The organism is Streptomyces sp. MnatMP-M17, assembly GCF_900091995.1.
In the GTDB taxonomy this organism is placed as follows: Bacteria; Actinomycetota; Actinomycetes; order Streptomycetales; family Streptomycetaceae; genus Streptomyces.
Window position 1 is genome coordinate 1 of record NZ_FMDK01001248.1, and the last position, 1,063, is coordinate 1,063.

General features: G+C 74.1%; 1 protein-coding gene. It reads right to left on the reverse strand.

The genetic code is table 11. The features are described 5' to 3' along the window. Positions 1–494: hypothetical protein (locus tag GA0115259_RS38295; RefSeq protein WP_141716899.1), on the reverse strand; the 494-nt coding region annotated here is incomplete at its 3' end. Positions 495–1,063: the final 569 nt, after the last annotated feature.

Consider the following 1,063-nt stretch of genomic DNA (forward strand, 5'->3'; position numbering starts at 1 on the left):
GGCTCGACGGCGCGCGGCGCGTAGCCGGTGCCGCGGTCCGTGGCGACGGTCGCGCCGACCAGGTCCTGCAGCTCCTCGTGGGTGATCACCGACCAACGCGGGCCGTGCGGCCGGTAGCGGTCGGCGCCGGCGAACACCACGCGCCGAAAGCGGCTCTCCCGCAGTGCCCCCTGCGCCTCCAGCTGCCGCTCCACCCACACCGGCGGCAGATCCTGGTCGGGGCAGTGCCGCTCCCACACCGCGCCCGCGAACCTCTCCACCCCGTTCATCAGGCTCATGCCCTCCGCACCGGCGATCTGGGTCACCACCGCGACCGGGCGCGCCCCGGGAGCGGTGAACAGCTGCAGCCGGAACGTCCCCGGCAGGGCGGGGGCGGTGAACATGTGGTCGTCCACGCTCAGCCGACGCGGAGCGGCCAGTGCGCCAAGCTCGTCCTGGCCGCCGGAGGGCGGCGCCGACTCGGGGGGTGGGTCGCAGGGGAGGTCATCGGTCATCCCCCGATCATTCCCGACCTGGCGGCGCCCGCCCCTGCCCAGTCAGCCGGCCGGGGGCGGGCGAGGTCCACCTCGCCGGCTTCGTCCAGGGCTCCACGCTGTTCTCCCACGTGGGTGTGGCCTGGCGGTCATGAGCAGGCCAAACAGTGCCTGGCGGCCAGCGCCGTACCCCGTCCTCCCCGACGACCGGGCGGGCCAGCGACGAGAAAGCGTTGCAGACCAACGCGTGGCTGCCGTCGCCGCCGTCTCGGCAGCCGCAACAGAACTTGCAGCGGGACATGCAACGAGATGTGCAACGGACAACGACATCGCCGGCGGGAACCGTGCTGGTAACGGCACGCGGCGGGCCTGCGCGACGTACAGTCCGGCGGTGCCCGGCCGGGGTGCCGCGCGGGGCACCGGCGGCGGGTGACGTACGGTCCCTTTTGCCCGGCTCGACAGGATGGCCGTGGCCTGCGGTCCCGCGCTTCCTTCGCACGTTGCGCGGGGCCGCACTCGTCGTCCGCTGCTCTGCGCCCACGTCCGCAGCCGCCGTGGGGATGCGGCGCTGGACGGCATCCCCCATTGCC